The organism is Polyangiaceae bacterium (assembly GCA_020633205.1).
Taxonomy (GTDB): domain Bacteria; phylum Myxococcota_A; class Polyangia; order Polyangiales; family Polyangiaceae; genus JAHBVY01.
Map to the genome: position 1 here is coordinate 144,906 of JACKEB010000019.1, position 16,664 is coordinate 161,569.

At 64.3% G+C, this 16,664-nt stretch carries 15 protein-coding genes; 4 read left to right on the forward strand and 11 right to left on the reverse strand.

The window, feature by feature from the left end; genetic code table 11:
- Nucleotides 1-44: 44 nt before the first annotated feature.
- Together H6718_30370 and H6718_30375 are read left to right on the forward strand one after the other, a co-directional pair.
- Nucleotides 45-536, forward strand: coding sequence for a hypothetical protein (locus H6718_30370; GenBank protein ID MCB9589759.1), 492 nt, complete (start codon nucleotides 45-47; stop codon nucleotides 534-536).
- A gap of 43 nt (nucleotides 537-579) precedes the next feature.
- Entirely contained in the window at nucleotides 580-1,293 is a 714-nt protein-coding gene (locus tag H6718_30375; protein MCB9589760.1) for a patatin-like phospholipase family protein, read from the forward strand.
- Between the two features lie 54 nt (nucleotides 1,294-1,347).
- On the opposite strand, the gene H6718_30380 is transcribed toward H6718_30375, so the two are convergent.
- The 9 genes from H6718_30380 to H6718_30420 all read right to left on the reverse strand — a co-directional run bounded on the left by H6718_30380 (nucleotide 1,348) and on the right by H6718_30420 (nucleotide 13,680).
- Nucleotides 1,348-3,027 (reverse strand): hypothetical protein, encoded by a 1,680-nt coding sequence (locus H6718_30380; GenBank protein MCB9589761.1) that lies wholly within the window; start codon nucleotides 3,025-3,027, stop codon nucleotides 1,348-1,350.
- A gap of 52 nt (nucleotides 3,028-3,079) precedes the next feature.
- Nucleotides 3,080-4,141, reverse strand: a complete 1,062-nt coding sequence (locus tag H6718_30385) for a proline dehydrogenase (protein MCB9589762.1) — start codon at nucleotides 4,139-4,141, stop codon at nucleotides 3,080-3,082.
- Nucleotides 4,138-5,343: an acyl-protein synthetase gene (locus tag H6718_30390; GenBank protein ID MCB9589763.1), complete on the reverse strand. Its 1,206-nt coding sequence runs from the start codon at nucleotides 5,341-5,343 to the stop codon at nucleotides 4,138-4,140. Before H6718_30390 ends, H6718_30385 begins: the two co-directional genes overlap by 4 nt.
- A complete protein-coding gene (locus H6718_30395) occupies nucleotides 5,340-6,692 on the reverse strand; it encodes an aspartate aminotransferase family protein (protein MCB9589764.1) in 1,353 nt (450 codons plus the stop codon). The genes H6718_30390 and H6718_30395 overlap by 4 nt, the downstream gene beginning before the upstream one ends.
- 21 nt (nucleotides 6,693-6,713) lie before the next feature.
- Nucleotides 6,714-7,613 carry a GGDEF domain-containing protein gene (locus tag H6718_30400; protein ID MCB9589765.1) on the reverse strand — a complete coding sequence of 300 codons (900 nt, stop codon included), beginning with the start codon at nucleotides 7,611-7,613 and terminating at the stop codon, nucleotides 6,714-6,716.
- Between the two features lie 431 nt (nucleotides 7,614-8,044).
- Complete coding sequence (locus tag H6718_30405) at nucleotides 8,045-9,946, reverse strand: DNA mismatch repair protein MutS (GenBank protein MCB9589766.1); 1,902 nt, start codon at nucleotides 9,944-9,946, stop codon at nucleotides 8,045-8,047.
- 43 nt (nucleotides 9,947-9,989) lie between these two features.
- Nucleotides 9,990-11,075 (reverse strand): chemotaxis response regulator protein-glutamate methylesterase, encoded by a 1,086-nt coding sequence (locus tag H6718_30410; protein ID MCB9589767.1) that lies wholly within the window; start codon nucleotides 11,073-11,075, stop codon nucleotides 9,990-9,992.
- Nucleotides 11,072-11,737 carry a hypothetical protein gene (locus H6718_30415; protein ID MCB9589768.1) on the reverse strand — a complete coding sequence of 222 codons (666 nt, stop codon included), beginning with the start codon at nucleotides 11,735-11,737 and terminating at the stop codon, nucleotides 11,072-11,074. The genes H6718_30410 and H6718_30415 overlap by 4 nt, the downstream gene beginning before the upstream one ends.
- A gap of 191 nt (nucleotides 11,738-11,928) precedes the next feature.
- On the reverse strand, nucleotides 11,929-13,680 hold the full coding sequence (locus tag H6718_30420; protein ID MCB9589769.1) for a response regulator: 1,752 nt from the start codon (nucleotides 13,678-13,680) through the stop codon (nucleotides 11,929-11,931).
- 196 nt (nucleotides 13,681-13,876) lie between these two features.
- Between H6718_30420 and H6718_30425 the strand changes: the two genes are divergently transcribed.
- Both H6718_30425 and H6718_30430 read left to right on the forward strand, forming a co-directional pair.
- Nucleotides 13,877-15,088 (forward strand): hypothetical protein, encoded by a 1,212-nt coding sequence (locus tag H6718_30425; protein MCB9589770.1) that lies wholly within the window; start codon nucleotides 13,877-13,879, stop codon nucleotides 15,086-15,088.
- A 92-nt stretch (nucleotides 15,089-15,180) separates the two neighbouring features.
- Nucleotides 15,181-15,522 (forward strand): hypothetical protein, encoded by a 342-nt coding sequence (locus H6718_30430; protein MCB9589771.1) that lies wholly within the window; start codon nucleotides 15,181-15,183, stop codon nucleotides 15,520-15,522.
- Nucleotides 15,523-15,563: 41 nt separating this feature from the next.
- Here H6718_30430 and H6718_30435 read toward each other — a convergent pair whose 3' ends face one another.
- Nucleotides 15,564-15,902 carry a hypothetical protein gene (locus tag H6718_30435; protein ID MCB9589772.1) on the reverse strand — a complete coding sequence of 113 codons (339 nt, stop codon included), beginning with the start codon at nucleotides 15,900-15,902 and terminating at the stop codon, nucleotides 15,564-15,566.
- Nucleotides 15,903-16,180: 278 nt separating this feature from the next.
- Nucleotides 16,181-16,570 (reverse strand): PPOX class F420-dependent oxidoreductase, encoded by a 390-nt coding sequence (locus tag H6718_30440; protein ID MCB9589773.1) that lies wholly within the window; start codon nucleotides 16,568-16,570, stop codon nucleotides 16,181-16,183.
- Between the last annotated feature and the right edge of the window lie 94 nt (nucleotides 16,571-16,664).

The following is a 16,664-nucleotide window of genomic DNA, read 5'->3' on the forward strand; positions in this document are numbered from 1 at the left end:
GGGGGGGTTCTCTGGTTCAGCTCTCCGCGCTCTAGCGAACCGCCGTGCAACCCTACCAACCGCCAAAGGACGAGAGCCACGGGCTGAACGTGCCCGCTGGTGCGGACGACATCGAGCTCGCGCGGCCGAAGACCGTGGTCAACGCCGCGGTGCTCGCGCTTTGCGGCTCAGGGGTGCTGTCGATCCTGCTCGTGCTGCAGATGCTCGCGAACTTTCGCATCCGCGGCATCGCGTCGGTCATCCTCTACAGCCTGTTGTTGCTTGGCGCCGGCAACCTGATCGTCGGGTTGCAGCTCAGGCGCTTGGTCCGCTGGGCGGCGCCCGCGTCGGTGATCGTCTCCACCTTGACAGCGCTGGTGTCCATCGCCTGGGGCCTCACGTCACTGATGGGGCTCGTCTTCAGCCTGCTAGCACCTCTGAGCAGCCTCGCGTGCTGCTCGGCTTGTCTGCTTAGCTTTCTCGCACGGAAAGATGCACTGGTCGGCGCCAGCGCGCGGGAGCGCCTGAGGAGCGGAGGATTCGATCTTGGCACGTGAACTTCTCGCAGATTGGCTCGGCAGGGAGCCGTTTGCCCTGACGATGTCTTCTGGCTTCTTCGGCTTCTTTGCTCACGCTGGCGTGCTGAGGGCGCTGGAGCGGGCGGAGCTAACGCCGCGAGCAGTGAGCGGCTCGAGCGCGGGCGCGCTGGTCACCGGCTTGTGGGCGGCAGGCCTCGGTGCGGAAGCCATCGAGGACGAGCTGATGCGCCTCGAGCGCGATCACTTCTGGGATCCGAGCCCAGGACTCGGCCTGCTACGCGGTGAGCGCTTCCGAGAGAAGCTCGAGAGCTTGCTCCCCGTCTCCCGCTTCGAGGACTGTCGCGTGCCAGCGGCGATCAGCGTCTTCGACGTCTACTCACGGGAGACTCGCGTCATGCGCGAGGGCGCGCTCGCTCCGGCGATTCGCGCTTCGTGCACTTTGCCCTTCCTGTTTCAGCCGATGTGGCACGAAGGGCGACCGCTGCTCGACGGGGGAATTCTGGATCGCCCAGGGCTAGCCGGCATGGGACACGAACGCTTGCTCTACCACCACCTCGCCTCGAAGTCGCCTTGGCGCCGGCGTGGCAGCGTGGCGCTGCAAGTTCCGCAACGCGCCGGGTTGTGCGCTCTCGTGCTCGAGGAGCTCCAGCGCGTGAACCCCTTTCAGCTGTCTCGCGGCAAGCGTGCGTTCAAGCAAGCAGAAGACGCAACGCGCCGCGCTTTGGAGCTCCCTGTGCACTCCGGCGAAGTGCGCGTTCGCGTTTCCTCCCGGTAATTGCGACTTGCTAACGCCCCGCAGGGACTATCTCAGCGACGGATCCCCACTCGCTCAGGGTGAAGCAGCGTGGGCCGCGGCGACGACGGCCTCCCCCGCGAGCTTCTTCAACACCTCCGGCTTGAGCCGCAAGCGGAAGTACAACGACCGTCGGGGCGCCTCAGCCATGATGCCCTCCCAAGTCCTGCGCCGCGGCTTGCTCATCTGGTCGGCGAGCCCATAGGCAAAGCCAGTCAGCGGGTCCGTGCGCTCGAGCAGGATCGCGTGTTGGTGCACTCGCCCGTCGCCCTTCACACCGCGAATCGCAACGATATCGCCGGGCGCGAACTCGTCTGCATGGGACTCGAGGTAACCAAAGAACTCCTGACGTTTCGCGAACGGGATGCGCTCTTCATCCTTGAAGCGTACCCCTTCGAATAGCTCCGGGTGCTCGAAGCCGAAGTCTTCGAGCGCCAGCACGCCGCGCCTGTTCTTGATGCCGTAGGTGTTGAAGTCGAGTCCTCCTGGCTTGCGCTCACGGGTGCCGCTCTTTGGCGTGAACCAAGTGCCCGAGGCTCGCTCGAAGCTCTCCAAGACGAAGTCCACGCAGACTTGGGGCGGCGTCGGGGTGCCGTCAGGCGCGAAGACAGCGTAGCTCGTTTCATCCACACGGAAATACGACTGACCAAATCGATACGCCGAGTACCAAACTGGCCTGAGTTCACCGTCTCGATCCGGTCCTTCCTCTCCTCGGGGGCGATCGAAGCGCAAGCCATCGCGCAACATCGCGTCGACCGAGCCCCTCAGGTGAGCGAGCGCTGTTCGCTTCCAAGCTCCAGACTGACGCAGCTTGGCTGCGAGGGCGCGTCGCTCAACGTCTTCATCCAAGCAGTCCATACTCACGCGGCCAGCGGCGTCATGCTTCAGCACTGCGTTGAACCACTCGGCTCCTAGACGCAGCTTGGCGAGGCTGCCTTGCGTCGTCAGGCGCGTCAGCTGAATGCGCTCCGCGCCGTACTCATGAGCCAGCGGGCTGAAGTCCAAGGCCACGGGGTCACCCGGTGCCTCCGGCTGCGAGAGTCCCACCCAGTCGCCGAATAGCAGCTCTGCACGCTCCCCTGCGAGTGGCCCGTTTTGGTACTCGTAGTGCCGAGAGCGCCCGCTGCCCTTGCTCAGGAGCTCGTAGCGAGAGGCGCCACGCTGCAAGGTCAGCCGCTCTTCGTCGAACAGCGCCTCGAGCTTGAGTTCGAACGTCAAGGCGAGCGCCACCAACGGGCTCTTGCTGTAGACGTAGCCTTCACGCAGCAAGAGCTGACGCAGTCCATTTTTCTCGCGCGGAAATGTCCGGAGCAGGCCGGCGATGCGTCGCCGGTTCCAGATCTTGGGGTCGTCGCGATCGGCCTCCGCTGCTCTGCCAAGAGCCTTCTGCAGTGTACTCGGCAGCTCCGCAGTCGACGACGACTTGGGCTCCCGTAGCCAGACCAGGGGTTCCCCTCGTGCGCGCCCGAGTGTCTCGCTGCGAACGGGTCCATTGACAGGTGAACCACCCGCCGCGTTCAAGGCAAGCAGCGCCTGCTTGTGCGCCTGGCAAGCGACCCGCGCTGTGTCCACAACGGGCTCCACCGCGCTCGAGCTGGGCGGCGCGGGTGGAGGCATCGGCGGTTCGCTTTGACTGCAGGCAAGCGAGAGCAGCGCCGCGACCGGCGGCGCCACCAGCGCACGAGCCAGCGCGCCTCTCCCCCAAACCCTGCTCACCGCGTGCATTCTCCCATGAGAACGCCACAGCGTCAGGCAGCGTTCCCTGAAGTCAGAGCGGAACCCCGTCGCGGAGCGGGCGCTTGTCTACCGGTCCATCGAAGCGCGGCCGCTGCATCTGGCCAAGAGTACTGAGCCGCGCCTTGGGCAGCGCTTGCACCAAACGCTCCTGCAACGCTGGGGAGACATCGACTCCGAGCGCAGCGACATCGGGACCGAGCCCGGCCACCAGCGCCGGAGCGTCGTGGGTGTGCACGACGTGCATGTGTCGGCCCACGGGCGCAAGCATCAACCGATCGCCTTGGGTGTCGAGCCCCACGCAGCCTTTCCCCGCGAAGTGGAGCTCGCCGGCATAGGCCATGCTGTCGCGATACAAGGTCACGTCAGCGGCCTCGGCGGGGCTCAGCTCGCCACGGGGAATGCGCGCTTCGAACGCGGAGAGCTCCCTCGCCAGGCGCCGAGCGAGTTCACTCGCGAGCTTCACGTCTCCCTGCACAATCAGGATTCGCGGGCTCAAACAACCTCGTTGATCGAAGACCCCAACATCCCTCGCGAGTGCCTCGGCGGCTGCTTGGGGGGAGAGGCGCGCCGCATCTGCCTCGTACACCGCGACGCCAAATCCGGATCCGTGGGGATGCAAAACAACGCCAGCCGGGAGCTCCCCGCGCAGGCTCGTCAGCGTTTCGTCGCTGCCGTACGCCCACAAGTGGTCACCGGGCAACGGCACCAGCTCATCGACCACACGAAAAGCCCCCTTGCTGGCCTCTTCCAGGAGCCGCACCACAAGCGGCTCCCGTCGCGAGGAGCGCACGAAGACCTTCGGAGAGGCGGCAAGGCCGAGGGCGACGGCGCGCAGCCCTGCGACGAACACGTTCGCACTAAGTAAGACGTGGGCGCGCTCGACCTGGGGCACCGATTGACACAGCTCCAGGACTTCCGAGCTGCTCGCGTTCACCTCGAGGTTATGTTCCAGGGCGTAGGCCACGCCCTCCGGGCTGAGCCCCGTGAGCCCTGGTAGCTCGCTGCGCAAGCGTGCGCCCAAGGGGTGCTTCGGATCGACGAGTTTCTTTGCGGCAATCAGCAGCTGCCGCACGCGCGTCTCCGGACGACTCACGCCGCCCCCTTGCCTGCCCCGACGATCCAGGATTCGAAGGACAGTGAGCAGCCGCGCGCTGGACTCCCCTTGCGACGCCCCAACAGCTCGATTCCGCTGCGCCCCTCGTCCACTGGAACGCGCCGCACCAGATCTTGAGTGAGGATCCCGACGGCGGAATCGACGTTTCCGATATCGATGATCTTCGCCAGCCCAGACTCCCCGCTTGGAACTGGCTTCAAGCTCACCGGATCTACCGGGACGACTCTCAGCCAAGGCGGCTCGAGGTACACACCCATCGGCGCCGAAAGGTCGCTGCCCGGCAGCGTGCCTTCGTAAAGCTGACTCGTGAGCTCCGTCATTCCGTACTCCCCAGTGACTTGTGCCTCGGGGATACGGAAGACACGTGCGACTTCACGTCGGAGCTGCTCGGGGTTGACCTCGCGGCTGCGACCCTTGAAGCCACCGGTGTACATGACGACGGTGCGCTTCGGTGCGGGTACTTGCGCGCCAGCAAGGCCGTCGAGCATGGCGACCAACGCGAACGAAGTCGCCAAGATGAGCAAGGGCTCTTGCCTCTCCAGGGCGACCAACGCCGCACGGCGCAACCCTTCGAGGTCGATACCGCCCGAGCCACCGAGCCAACGGGCGCTGGACTCTGGGTCATAAACGGCGCCCCGAGGTGCGACGCTGAGCGCTCGACCGTCCCAGCGATTCATGAACAGGCTGAGCATATGCCCTAGCGACGAGTGAGGCGCCTGGCTCGGCGCAGGCGCCAGGGCGACGACAACCCGTTGCCCACCGAACGCCGAGGTAAGCGCTCGACGACCGTACGCGAGCGACAGCTCCTCATAGGTTTTTAGCGTGCGGAAATGGTGCTTCCCGCTGAGCGCAGCCGTGGTTCCACTGGTGTGAAAGGTCGCCACGTCGAGCTCCGCTGGGTGTAGCGCGACGCGGGTCAGGCGAAAGACGTCGGTGGGCACCGCGACCAGGCTCTCGAAGCGCTCCAGGAGCACGCCTCGGGACTCGACCAAGCGCGCGTAGCCGGGGATGTGCTTCGCTTGAAAGCGCGCGATCTCCAGCGCCAGCTCTTCGAAGCGCTCTTCCTGGACTTCCCCATTGAGGCTCGCCTTGGCGAAGGTCCGCACTCGCTCGTGAAGCGCGTCGGATTCCTTCAGGTGTTCAGCGGCCGCAGGGTTGGCGCTCGGGTCGTCGGGACTCACGGGCCGCAAGCTTGGAGCGCGAGCGGCAACTCTGCAACGAATGCTTCCAGCTGATTCTCTCCAACGACCAAAGGTGGAGTGAGCACCAGCACATCACGCGACCCACCACCGGTGGAGACGATGTAGCCCGCTTCGAGCAACGCGCCCATCAGCCGCACCGCGGCGCCAGCCCTCCCGAACTCCACGCCCCACATCAATCCTTGGCCGCGCACGCTAGCGCTTGGGGCGAACGCCGCCACGACCTCTTGGAGACGCGATCCAAAGTCCGCGCCGAGGTGCCGGGCGCGTTCGATCAGCTTATCGCGGTGCAGGATGTCCAGCGTCGCGATGGCCGTTGCACACGCCAGAGGCGCACCAGCAAACGTCGCCGTGTGCACCACCTCTTCCTCTCTTCGCCAGGCAGACATCAGCTCCGCCTTGCCGATGCACGCGCTGATCGGCAATCCGCCTCCGAGGCCCTTGCCGAGGCAGGTTAGATCCGGAGTGACCCCCTGCGCCACGCACGAGAGCATCTCGCCGGCTCTCCCGAGACCAGTCCAGATTTCATCGGCGATCAGCAGTGCGCCATGCTGAGACGCGAGCCCCTGCAGTTCCTCAAGGAAACCAGGAGGCGGGACTACCACGCCGCCGCGACCGAGGATGGGTTCAACCAACACCGCACCGACGTCGCCACGCACGAGCTCGAAGCGCACGCGCTCGAGGGCGAGATCCAAGAGCCCAACACTGGAGGGGTATGGCGCGAAACGCACAGCCGGGTTGAGCTGCTCGGAAAAGGGCTCTCGATAGCTCGGGCGCAGGCTCGTGGCAGCGAGAGGCCCATAAGACAGGCCATGATAGCCACCCTCGAAAGCGATGACCCCGGGCTTGCCGGTAACCAACATCGCCGTCTTGAGTGCTGCGCTGACTGCATCGGCGCCGCTTTGGCCCAGGATGACTTGAGCAGGCACCGGATAGAGGCGCGCTAGTCGCTCGCTGACTGCGATGCGCGGCTCCGAGGTGTAGACGTCGCCGAGGGCCTGCATCAGGCGCTCAGCTTGGAGCTCGAGCACCTTGAGGATGCGAGGGTGCCCATGGCCGAGGAGCAGCGCACCGAAGCCGGCGGCGAGGTCGACGTAGCGGTTGCCGTCCACGTCGAGCACATTGGAGCCCTTGGCGGTCGAGTAGACCACGCCGCTCACCCGAGATTTTCCTCGCGGATTTTGAGCTGAAGCGGGGCCCATCGGCGCCACGTTGACGGAGTTGCGCAGGAGCCAGGTACGGGACTGGGGGCCAGGAGGTCGCGCCTGGATCGCCGGTAAGTCACAACCCGGCGTCACCTCGGGAGGCAGCGGAATTTCGCTAAAGCCCATTACTTTGACGGCCTCACGAACTCAGAAGCAGACGCGGTTTCTGCCGCCGCGCTTTGCTTCGTACAGCTTCTCGTCTGCACGCTGAATCAGCTCGTTGGCGGTCTGGTCACCGGGCTCCAGCTGCGCACAGCCAACACTGATGGTGGTTGGGATGCGCTCGCCCTGGAAGACGAAGCGATGCTCCGCGACGCGCGCACGAATGTTCTCCGCGAGCGACGAGGCGCCATCAAGGGGTGTCTCAGGGAGGACGATCACGAACTCCTCACCACCGTAGCGGGCAAACACCTCATCGCGACGGATGCGGTTCTGGACCAAGCGCGCGAGTTCTCGCAGCACGTGGTCCCCCGCGAGGTGACCGTACTGGTCGTTGATGCGCTTGAAGTAGTCGATGTCGAAGATCGAGAGCGACAGCGCCCGCTCGTGGCGCCGCGCGCGAATGAGTTCACGCTCCAGCGCCTCGTACAGGTAGCGCTTGTTGTGGATCTGCGTCAGACCATCGATGATGGTCATCTTGTAGATTTCCTCGTGGTATTTGGCTTCGGCGTCGGCGCCGCTCAAATACTTGAGGATGGTTGGCCCCACCTTGATACGATCGCTGTTCTGTAGCGGCGCCTCACGAACGATCTGTTCCTCGTTGAGATAGGTGCCGTTTGTCGAGCCGTCATCCACGACGATCCAGCGCCCACCTCGCTTCTCGAAGTGGCAGTGCCGCCGCGAAACGGAGTCCCCTTCCAGAACGATGTGGTTGTCCGCGCCCCGTCCCACACGCATCGGGTTGTGTTCGAGCACGAAGCGTTTACCCAGCAAAGTCGGTTCTTTGCTGTAGATCACGACTAGACAGTCGTTTCCCGGCCCATCAGCCTCTTCCAGGGGTCGCTGGACGACCTGGGTGACTCGCGTCTTTTCCTCGTAGTCGGTCACTTATGGTGGGCCCTGATTGGACTCGATCGAAGTTAGAGTCTAACCGACCTCGCGGACCTCGCACAGTCCGGCAAGTGTCGGATAACACACATGACGGCGGTGGCGGCACCGCCTGGCTGAATGGGCTTGGTCGAAGAGTTCAGGCTCTGTGGTGGGTATGAGTGGTTGGGGTGAGGAAGCCGACGAGGTTCTCGCGGTCACGAGAGCCTGGCGTCCGTTTGGGCGGCCCTCTTGATGGACGCCTCGGACTCTCGCCCGGATCAATGTTTTTCACCGATCCAATCCCGCCCCCTGCCTGCGCTTTCTAGCAGAAGCGGCCCCTCGGTGTGCTGTTTCTAGCAGCCCGCGGCGAGTTCCATGGGGCGCGGTGATACATGCTCCCACCGTATCCCGCGAGGTAGCCGAAGGCTGCACATCGCAGCCGCCGACGCCTAGCTCTCGTCATCAGCGAGTGGGACGGGGATCCCCACCAGCTGCATCAGGCGCAGCGCATTGCCTGAGGTCACGGGCCCCTGCCGAAGCTGGTAGTCGAAAGTCATCTTTTGTCCCTCCACGTTCTCACGCAGATGGACCTGCTGCACGCATTCCATCAGCTCGGGCGTCAGCTCACATAGCCCCATATCGTGGGTGGACACCGCGCCCACTGCCCCGCGGCGCAACAACTCAGCCAGCACCCAACGAGCGCCAACCTGGCGCTCGCGGCTGTTCGTGCCGTGGAGCACCTCGTCCAATAGGAAGAACACACAGCCCGATTGAGTCTGTTCGGTGGCGTCCAACACCGATTTGAGCTTGCGCACTTCCGCGTAGAAATGACTCACCCCGCTCCCCAGGGAGTCACTTACTCGGATGCTGGTGCGTAGCGTCAGCTCACCCAAGCGCAGAACCTTTGCGCACACGGGGCCGCCAGCTCGCGCCATCACGATGGCCAAGCCCATCGACCGCATCAAGGTGCTCTTGCCGGACATATTCGAACCGGTCACGAGCAGCGCCGTGCCGCGCCTTTCGAGGGAAACGTCGTTGTTGACCCGACTCCCCGGCTCGATCAGCGGATGGCCCAGCTCTGCGGCGACGAACACCCCCGCCTCGTCGAGTTCTGGCCAGCTACAGTGCGGCTCGTCAGCGGCATAGCCTGCGAACGAAGAGAGTGCCTCGAGCTCTCCCAACGCTTCGAACCATCCTCGCACCGCTTTGCCGGCGCCGGCCTGCCACCGCTCCAAACGGAGCACGCAGTGCAGATCCCACAGCAACACCACGTTGAGGACCGGATGAACTAGTCCATTGTGGCGTAGGTCGAACCAACCCACCCCACGCTGGAACTCAGCCATCGCGACCGACGGCCTGCGCTCTCCAGACATGATGCTCTCGCGCAGGCGGGCTACCAAACGCGCGTCTAGCTTTATTTCCTCAAGGAGACGCAACATCGGTGCGTAGCGCAAGAACGCGCCCTCGGTCGCGCTGACCGCGGTGAATACCCGTCCCGCCTCGCTTCCCGTGCGCAGCACGACGATCAGCGACACCAAGAGCCCGGGCAGCACCGCGTACCCCGGCAGCGGGCCCCAAGTCACGAGCCCCAACACCGCTAGATTGATCAACGGTAGCACCCAGGCAAGAACCCGGATCGCGACGCTAGGACTCAGCCGAGGCTCCGACTCCGCCCAGCGCAACAGCGGCTCAGGATCGGGTGGTTGAGGCGTCGCCTTGTTGCGAGAGCTTCCGGAGAGGCTCGCGCCTAGAGAGCGCTCTGGCACCAAGGCTAGCGAGAGCGCCTCGAGCTCTTGGCGAAACTCTTCCTGGGACGTCAGCTGACGCACGGCCTCCTGGCGCTCTCGGGCGACCTCAAGGGGTGGCATCTCCGCGAGGTACTTCTCCAGGCAGTCCTGGCCAAAGCGGGTGTGTGCCACATTGATGCGCTGAAACAGTGATCCTTCGCCAAAAACGTCGAGGTCCTCGACGTACGGGTGCGGCGGCTTGCCCACTCGCAGCTCGGCGCCGGTCTCGATCAGCTGATTCCATTCCCCACGGCAACGCTTCGCGCCGCGTTCATTGACCAGCTGCCAGCGTGCCGCAGAATCCCTGGCGTCGATGACTCGGCTGTGTGCCACCACGAGCACAACGAACGCGATCAACGCGAGCAGACTGATAGGCGCGGCGACCAAGCCATAGCTACTGAGCAGCGCAAATCCCAACCCGAAGGCGAACACGCTGAAGCTCAAGCCGCGCAGGTTGCTCACCAGGCCCGAGCGGGTCTCCAGGCGCTCGGCCTCCAACGCGAACTTTTGAGCGCGTTCTACGTAGCGCTGAGCGCGCGCCTCGGACTCGGGATGAATCGACACGCCGAGAAGCTAGACGAAACCTCCCGAGAAGCCAGCCACGATATCAGGTTGCGACCAAGCGCGTGACCGCCGCTGCGACGCGTTCGAGCGCCACGACCTCATCCACTACACCAAGCTCCGCCGCGGCTTTGGGCATGCCGTAAACCACGCTGCTCGCCTGATCTTGCGCCAGCGTTCGCCCTCCGGCGGCCTTCAACGAAGCCAGGCCAAGCGCGCCATCGCGCCCCATTCCGGTGAGCACCACGCCAACGGCGCGCGGGCCGTATGCCTCGCCGACGCTCTTCAGCGTCACATCTGCGGCAGGCCGTACGCCGTGCACCGGTGGTCCGGACGTCAACCTCACCACACCTCCCCGCTCCACCTGCAGGTGAAAGCCCCCGGGCGCGACCAGCGCGACGCCTTCACGCAGCTGCTCACCGCCCGTCGCTTCTTGCACCTGAAACGGCGACAACTGACTGAGCTGGTCCGCAAGGGCGCGGGTGAAGCCCTCAGGCATATGCTGGACTACCAGCAGCGCTGAAGCCCGCAGATCCAAGCGCGGCACCACGCGAGTCAGCGCCGCTGGGCCCCCCGTGGAGCTCGCTATCGCGATCACGCGCAGGCCGCTGGGCATGGGACGCGTGGCGTCTGGACGCCGCGAGCCTCCAGGAGCGATGCCGCGAGTCGAGACCGGTGGGGCCTCCTCCGTTTCCGCACGGTTCGGACTCAGCGCACTCAACGCCTTCAGGTTCGCGCCACCCGCCGCTGCCAGCTTGCTCAGCAGCACGTCCTTGATCTCACTCAAGTTGGTGCTGACCTCGCCTCCGGGTTTGGGCACGAAGTCGACCGCGCCGGCTCCAAGGGCATCGAGGGTCTCCTCAGCGCCTTCCTTGGTGTGTGCGCTCAGCATCACGATGCCGACCGCACGCTCCGCCAAGATGGCCCGCGTCGCCTGCGCCCCGTTGAGCCGCGGCATGTTGAAATCCATGCTGATGACATCGGGAGCGAGCTCTCTCGCGAGTCGCACGGCCTCTTCACCGTCCCGCGCTTGGCCGACGACCTCAAAACGCGGATCAGAGTCGATCAGGCGTGCGACGGCGCCACGCATGAACGCTGAGTCGTCGACGACTAGCACACGGCGAGAGCTCACTTGGGGGCTCGCGTGAAAGACAGCTCGAGCGTAGCGCCCGTGATCGGCACCGATGGGTGCCCCACGCGCCGCCGATCGATCACCTCAGCCACGCACTTTCCTGCCTTCTCGCTCATGCCTTTGCGCCGCTCCACTTCGACCCCTTCCGCGATCCCGCGCTCTCGTACGAGAAAGCGTACTCGAAGTTCCCCCAGGTCGCGGGTTAGACCGCCGTGTTCTTGGACACAGGCTTCCATCTTCTTCTGTCCCTTGGCCAGACTCTTCAGCGCAGGTTCGGCAGGCAGGCTGCCTTCATCGACCTTGAGCTCGCCAAACTTCAGCGTCACCGGGCCGCTCTTTCCCTGGGGTTTCTCTTCTGGAGGCGGAGCGGGTTTCTCGGTCGGCTTTTCGGGGGGCTTCTCCGCAGCCTGCTTGGCTTGTTCCTTGGCTTCACGAGCACGCTTGGCCGCTTCGAGCACTTCACCGGCCTCGCGCTTCGACATGCATCGGACGATCATGCCCTTGCCATCGGAGATGCGCCCCCAAGCACAGGCTGGATCGTAGGGGTAACGGTTGGCGAGTGCGGTATCCGCCAGCGCTACTCCTCCGCACAGCGACGCGGTCACGAGTGAGCTTACCAGCGCGACTTTGAGCGTCTTGAAACCATCTCGTCCACGGAACATATGGGAGGTGAACTACACAAACTCCCAAACGTCCAGCGCACGACGAAACTCTTCTACCCGCACGTACCGCGCCACACGCGCTCTGCCTGGGAACCGCCGGGCAGATCCGCCAGTTCGACCGACTCCGCTTCTGAGGCGAGCTCGGCTACGGCGAGATCAGCCCCAAGTTTTGGGGGTGAGGTGCAGCGGTCTCAAACGAAGCCCTTCAGGATGTAGCCGCTCACGGGCTCCGTGATGCCCTTCAACTGAATTCCAGGCATCTCTTCAGTTTCGACCAAGTCGCTCACCCGAGCGTAGGTGTCCTGACTGAGCAGCACGCCTCCAAGTGGCGCCTTCGACTCGTGGCGTTGAGCGCGGTTCACGGCGTCCCCGATGCAGGTGTAGTCGCGCCGCACGAAACGCGAACCAATGTCACCCCGCACGATCGGCCCGGAGTTGAGCCCGATACGCATGACAAGGGGCGGATCACGATCTGCGTTGAAGGCGGTCAACGCCTGCTGCATGCCCCACGCTGCACGTGTAGCGCGGAGTGCGTGGGGCTCATCGAAGTCCGGGCGGTCTTCGAACACCGCCATGATCGCATCACCGATGAACTTGTCGATGTCTCCACCCTGATTCTTGATCACGATGCACAGCGCATCGAATGCTTCGTTCAAGATCGCAACGACCTCAGCCGGGGTCATGCGCGAGCTCATCGAGGTGAAGCCGCTGATATCGCTGAACAGCAGCGTCGCGTCGACCTCCTTCGCTCGAATCGCATACGGCTCGCCGCTCACCGAGAGCTCTTCGGCCGCTTGCACCGCACCTTCGCTGATGTAAAGCCGCGAGGCCTCTTTGTAACGAGCAAGCCTTGCCTCGGCCAGCACACGCTCGACAATGGCGATGCACTTGTCCGTCGTGAACGGCTTCACCAAGTAGCTCGTCAGACCGGCGGCGCGCATCTGCGCCTGATCGCGTTTCGACTCGCGCGCAGTGAGCATCACCAGGGGCACGTCGCGGGTTTCCAGGGTGTGCCGCATCGCGTGGACCAGCTCGAAGCCCGTCATGCGAGGCATGTCGTAGTCGGTGAGCACCAGGTCCGGGACGGTCGCCTTGGCTTTTTCAAGGCCATCCGCACCGTCAACGGCCGTCTCCACGCGGAAACCTTGACGGCGCAAACAATCCGCAACCAGATGGCGAATCGCAGCGGAGTCGTCCACCACCAGCACGTGTTCGCGCGCGCTGATCATGCGGGTGGCGAGCAACGAGTGCAGGCGCGTCACCAACTCCTCCGGCACGACGGGCTTGACCAAGTAGTCGTCGGCGCCAGCGTCGAAGCCACGCTCGAGATCCGCGGCCTCCCCAAGGGAGGAGCAGATCACCACTGGCACCTCCCGGAAACGTTCGTCCTGCTTGACCTTGCGACACAGGTCATAGCCGCCGAGCTTCGGCATCTCGACGTCAGTCAAGAGCAGATCAGGCGGGTCCTGCTCCAACATTTGAAAAGCCTCTTCCCCGTCGAACGCCTCCCGCACCTCGTAGCCGGCACCAGTCAGTATGGGCACGGTGTGCTTGTGAATCAGCTCGCTGTCGTCGGCGAGCAGAACACAGAGCTTACCTCGCACGCTTCGCTCGATGGCTGCCTTGAGTTCCTGCGCCTGAAACGGCAGCTGCAGCCCGCGAGAAAAACCTTGATCCCGCGCGGAATCACAGTAGGTCGCCTCGAGACCGAGGTAGATGGCGTGAGGGATCTCCAGCCCCGCCTGACGAGCGCGCTGCAGGACCTCGTGCGCGGGTTCACCGTCGACGTGGGGAGCAAACAGCACGACGTCGGGCGTATCGCCGGTCTGGTCAAACAGCGCGTCCAAATGAGGAGCCACGAATAGTTCGTGCCCCGCCGGTCGCACCACTTGGCCGACGAACTCTCCGAGCAAGCCGGGCGGCGTCACGAGCCCTACGCGCATGGCCGCTGATGGTAGAGGGCGAACGCCCGATCTTCCATCGGTTCGCGCAGGACCCGGGCGATCGCCGATTCAGCGGGCCAAGGCGCTCGGCCCGGCGCGCGCCGCTTCACCCAGCGGATCCTTCGCCGCGTCGCTCCCGCGCCGGGTGGGCGCAGTGACGTTGCATCGCACGCCGAGGCCGACTACACGCGCCAACGTGACGTCTCTCGAAGCCTCGGAGGTTGTCCTCACGTTCTTGGAGAGCGTCGGCAGGCGCAGTGAGGCCGAACTCTACCTCGAGCTGTTCCGCAAGCTGCCGAAGTCGAGCTTCGGTGTGATCGCGGCGGAGGCGACAGTTACGCGCCACGCGCATCGCAGCTTGGTCGAGCAGCTGAGCTTCTTGACTCAGCTGGGGCTGGTCGCGCCGCTGCTACTTGGCTTGTTCGACCCCAAGGGCGCCGCAGAGTCGAGCGCAACACTCGTGAAGAGCTTGGGCAAAGCGGGCATCGATATCAGCAAACACCCCGCCTCTTCTATTTCCTCAGGGAATCTTCTCAAGGCGGAACTCGAAGCTGGTACGCTCCCCATCGTAAGCTTTGCCCGAGACTCTGTCGAAGACGAACGCTTCGCGGCACTCGACTCGCTGTTGGGTAACCTGGACAGTAAGAAGCTAGTCGTCTTGCGCAATCGCGGCGGCCTCGGGCCCCACGGACAACGCCGCGTGGCGATCTCCCAAGAGCATGTGCTGCCAGCCCACGACGGGGGCATCAGCGTGATCAACCTGCAGACCGACCTCGCACCGTTGCTTGAATCGAACTTGCTCATGCCCGGCGAGGGTGCACTGCTTGGCCGCCTGGCGCCGCTGGCTGAGGCGAATCCCAAGCTCCAAGTCAGCGTCGCCTCTCCCCTCGGCTTGTTGAAGGAGCTCTTCACGGTTCGCGGCGCGGGCACGCTCGTCAAACGGGGCGCTCAGATCCAGCGCTTCGATACCTATCAAGGCCTCGAGCGCGAGCGGCTCAGCGCGCTCCTCGAGTCCGCCTTCCACAAGCGACTCAAGCCGAGCTTCTTTGAGCGTGCGCCCCTCGCCGTGTTCCTCGAGACCAACTACCGTGGCGCGGCGATCCTCGAACCAGGAGTTGGAGCCGCGTTCTTGACGAAGTTCGTGGTGGGCCCGGTCGCGCAGGGCGAAGGCATGGGACGCGACCTCTGGGAGGCGATCAAGCGCGACCAACAGAGCTTCTACTGGCGCGCCAAGCCCGGCAATCCCATCGCGAGCTGGTACGCGGACAACTGCGACGGGCTCATCCGGCTCCCAGCGTGGACCGTGTACTGGAGGGGTGTGGAGCCTCAAGACGTACCTGCCATCGTCAAAGACGCTGTCGGTCGCAGCGAGGATTTCACCACTCCGGCGTCAGCACTCGAGGGCTAGCGGCGCCTTAGTCGGCAGTTTCCACCGCGCTGGAATGTCGCAGCAGCGGGCGGAGACAGCGCCCGTACCGAGTGCTAGAAGCGAAGCTCTCGGTGGCATACGTAATCATCTTGCTAAGCATCGCCGCGGTAGCAGTTGGCGGCTACCTCTTCCTGGTCTTCCGCGAGGTACCAGGAGCCGTAGAAGAGCGCCTGGGCCAGTACGAGGATCTGCCCAAGGACTTGGGAGAGTGGGTACGCGATTCCACCAGCGAGGCGGGAAAGCAGGCAGCGAGTGAAGGCCTGTTCCGCGAGGTCCGGGTGTTGCTGGTGGACGGGGGCACGTTCAAGGGACAGCGGCTGGTCAAGCAGTCGCGCTATCGAGATCTCGAGACCAACAAGATCGAGCGCGTCGAACCGGACGAAGAGCTGAAGCGGAAACGCGTAAAGAAGTAGGCTTTCGTTTCCACGCGGCAACCTAGTTCTGCGTGTCGATGCTAGCCGAGCTCGATCTCGAAGAGCAATGCCGCGTCGAGATCGGCAAACTCATCCTGGCTCCGGATCCCCGACTGGGGCTCCTCGACGACCTCGACAAGCGGTGTGCGCTCGGGCATCTGGAGACCTGTTTGGTCGTAGATCGACACCAACGTGATCTCGTCGGGTTCGCCCCAAAGGCGAACGTCGTTTTCCGCGTGCGCATCCAGCAGAGCCTCTGGGGCCGGCTCCGCGCAGCGCTGAACACCCGACTCGCATCCGCCGTCATTCAGCGTGTCAGGGGCGACGTCCGCCCAGCGTCGGGTGGGGAGGTCAGCCTGTGAGTCGCGCGCCACGTTCATGATGCCTTCAAACGCATGAGCCTCGCGGAGGCTTTCAGCTGATTGCGGTTTCTTCGCGCAAAAGCGCTCAAGACAAGCGAATGCATTTCCAGGTAGTTCCGCGAGCTGCCAAATGCGGCTCACGACCACCCGCGAAGGAAGCCTGCCCCCATGTGGACGTAATACGCCGCCTGCATCCGAACGGATCGCCTTCACAGAGACTCGCAACGGCTCGCGTTTGGGCGAGCGGCAGCCAAATGGCCCGAGTCAGGCGCGCCCCGTCGGCCAAGAGGCGGACTTCAGGCGTGCAGGTCGAGTTCGACGACCGTCCAGTCCTTGTGCCGTCCTGAGAGCTTTGCGCCCACAGTTACGAACCACATCTGCACACCATACTTGGCCTTCAGCGCCTTGTAGACTGCCTCGATGCGCGCAGGGTCGCTGACGATGTGCCCCTCGCCGTCGTACCACGTCGCAGCATTCCCAACGCCGCCTCGGGCGTCACACGCAGCGACACGCACCTTGGAATTGCGCCGCAGCCGCTTGACCTTGTAGCTCTTGCCGTTGGTGAAAACACCAAGCTTGTCCCCGACGTTGACGAACCACACCGGTGTCTTCACACCGTTGCCATCTCGCTTGAACGTCTCGACGTTGATGTAGCGCTCTCGGCGCAAGGCTTCGTTGGGCTGCATGGCGTGGGCCAGAGCATGGGTTGCTGCCTGACGAACCACAAGCCGCAATCTCACCCCCTTGACCACGAATACTACGGTTGCATATACAACCAAG

Bases quoted from the DNA above. Each gene is read 5' to 3' on its own strand.
- H6718_30395 (MCB9589764.1), bottom strand. From the start codon at position 6,692: ATGGGCTTTAGCGAAATTCCGCTGCCTCCCGAGGTGACGCCGGGTTGT.
- H6718_30440 (MCB9589773.1), bottom strand. From the start codon at position 16,570: ATGCAGCCCAACGAAGCCTTGCGCCGAGAGCGCTACATCAACGTCGAG.
- H6718_30420 (MCB9589769.1), bottom strand. From the start codon at position 13,680: ATGCGCGTAGGGCTCGTGACGCCGCCCGGCTTGCTCGGAGAGTTCGTC.
- H6718_30415 (MCB9589768.1), bottom strand. From the start codon at position 11,737: ATGTTCCGTGGACGAGATGGTTTCAAGACGCTCAAAGTCGCGCTGGTA.
- H6718_30435 (MCB9589772.1), bottom strand. From the start codon at position 15,902: ATGAACGTGGCGCGCGACTCACAGGCTGACCTCCCCACCCGACGCTGG.
- H6718_30375 (MCB9589760.1), top strand. From the start codon at position 580: ATGTCTTCTGGCTTCTTCGGCTTCTTTGCTCACGCTGGCGTGCTGAGG.